Origin of the sequence: [Phormidium] sp. LEGE 05292 (genome assembly GCF_015207735.1) — a bacterium.
Taxonomy (GTDB): domain Bacteria; phylum Cyanobacteriota; class Cyanobacteriia; order Cyanobacteriales; family Aerosakkonemataceae; genus Floridanema.
Genome location: NZ_JADEWG010000308.1, coordinates 1 through 2471, shown reverse-complemented (window position 1 = coordinate 2471; position 2471 = coordinate 1). Strand labels below are relative to the sequence as shown.

Annotated in this window: 1 protein-coding gene; it reads right to left on the bottom strand. The window is 38.0% G+C overall.

Annotation, left to right across the window (positions count from 1 at the left end; translation table 11 throughout):
• Positions 1-86: 86 nt before the first annotated feature.
• The gene (locus IQ264_RS32195; protein ID WP_193986801.1) at positions 87-1943 is read right to left on the bottom strand and encodes a methyl-accepting chemotaxis protein; all 1857 of its coding nucleotides are present in this window, start codon (positions 1941-1943) and stop codon (positions 87-89) included.
• Between the last annotated feature and the right edge of the window lie 528 nt (positions 1944-2471).

Sequence of the window (2471 nt, the reverse complement as noted above, 5' to 3'; positions counted from 1 at the left end):
GGGGACAAGGGGACAAGGGGACAAGGGGAATTCTTACCTTTTACCTTCTGCCTTCTTTCCTTCTGCCTTCTGCCTTCTGCCTTCTCTTAAACTATTGCTTTGAGATCTTGGGCAACTTCGTTAAGTTTTTGAACGCCAACTTTAGTTTGGGTAATGCCGCAGGCGGTTTGTGATGCACCTTGATTAATGGTGTTCATAGCATCGGCTACTTGTTCAATGGCGATCGCTTGTTGTTTAGCATTAAGCGAAATTTGTTGGGAACCAACAACAATATCATTAATTGCCGTTAGAGAATTTTGTTGTTTACTCAAAACAACTTCATTGATTGCATGAGTTACTTCGGTAAAAGCTGTTGCTGTATCTTGAGAAAGTTTGATGCCTTCTTCTGCGGTTTTTCTTCCTTCATCAGTTGCAATAACTGTAGAATCAATTGACGATTTAATACCCAAAATTAAAGCGTTAATTTTTTGCGCTGATTGTTTACATTGATCTGCCAATTTACGAATTTCAGTAGCAACCACACCAAATCCTCTGCCATGTTCCCCTGCACGCACAGCTTCTATGGCTGCATTCAAAGCTAACAGATTTGTTTGGCTAGCTAAGTCACTGACAATATTAATAATGCTACCAATTTGATTTGTTTGTTCAGTTAATTGTGAGGTTTGTTGTCCGATTAATCCTACTTTTTCTTTAAGTGTAGACATTCCGACCAAAGTTCGTTCTACTGTCTGTGTTCCTCGTTCTGCTAAATCTAATACTTGACGCGATCCATCTGCGGATGATTCTGCTAAAGCTAATACTTGGCGAGCATTTTCCGCTGCTGATTCGGCTTGTTCTGCGGAAACTCTAGATGATGTACCTAACTCTGTCATGGTTGCAGTAGTTTGATTTACGGAAGCGGCTTGTTGGGTAGCAACTCGTTCTTGTTGCTCAATTGTAGCGGCAATTTCCGATGTAGAAGTGGTGATAGAATTAACAATTGAATTAATAGACTTAGTGGTACGATTGGCGATGACAACTGCGATCGCACTTACTATGAAAGCCGTAATTACACTACCAATTAACAGAGTCATTAGTAATTCTCTTTGATGCCGGAAAGCAACTGCTGTGTCGTTGTCAATCAAGATTAACCAGTTTAGATTAGGCATACCTGTTAATGTAGGAGTTGTAGAAAAGGCTAATACTTTATCGGTTTTATCAATTGCCGAATAAGCAATTTCTACATCTGCTAGTTTGTTTGCTTGAAGTTTCTTTAACTCAGGATATTCTGTATATATATCCTGACCTATATCTTTTTTATTTGGGGATACGAATGTTTTGCCTAAAGGATCGATTATATGAATTTGCTGTTCTCGATCGTCAAAACTTCTAATCCGTTCTTGAATATAATTTAGCGGTAATCGCGATCGGGCTATGCCAATAGTTTTCCCGGTTACAGCATCTTTAACTGGTGCTACTAAATAAATCACTAGTTCATTAATAGATGGAGAAATTTCTGGATTACTAACAAAGGGCTGATTTTGGTTGAGTGCTTGTTGAAAGTAATCTCGATCTTTGGGATTTTGGACAACCGCTCCTCTAGATTTAACGCTTACGCTGCCATCCAAATTAAAGATAGTAATATTATCGTAAATACCGTAAGCTTTTAGATAACTATTCAGTGTATCTTCTTTTTGTGCCTGGGAAACAATCTGACTAAGTTTTGGATCGTTGATAATAGCTAAGTTAGCTACTGTTTGAATATCTCCATAACGTTCAAACATGAAACGGCTGAGTTTATCCGCAACTTCTACTGCGTATGCTTTTTGATATTGCATTACGTCTTGGGTAATGGAATTATTGGCAAAGTAATAAGCTACAGTACCAATTAAGAGTACTGGGACTGTGCTCAATGCGATCGCAAAGCCAATAGCTTTATTTCGTAACGATAGATTTTGAAACATTATTTTTTTAGAGATAACGTTAACCGTATTGAGTGATAGGTAAGTTGTAGTGCACTATACCGATTTTAGATTTTATAATTTTTCTTCGTATTAATAAATATTAATTAAAAGTACTTTCCCAGTAACGTTAAAGCTTTCTTCATAATAATTGTTACAAATCTAGTTATGTATATAGACTTCAACACAAACTAGTAAGGCTCGATACTCCCTTCGTCCAGTTGAAACATCTTGCAGCAGAGGAGGTAGAACCTCCGAAAGTCTCGTTCCCAGGTTGAAACAGGGAAGGAAAAACCGAGGCTCTGCCTCTTAGAACCGTGACGCAAAAATTCTTCATTTAAAGCATAAAAATTTTTCCTTAAACCACTTTACAAACCGAAACAAATGGCTTAATGTATATTTAGGCGGGCAAACAAACCGCCCTGAACCTAGAAAAATAAATCATCGCAATTATCCAACAATGACCACAACCATTCAACGTAGCTCTAGCGCCAACGTTTGGGAACGGTTCTGCAACTGGATCACTTCTAC

Excerpts from the sequence above, each read along its gene's own strand:
- IQ264_RS32195 (WP_193986801.1), bottom strand. The coding sequence starts at position 1,943 with ATGTTTCAAAATCTATCGTTACGAAATAAAGCTATTGGCTTTGCGATC.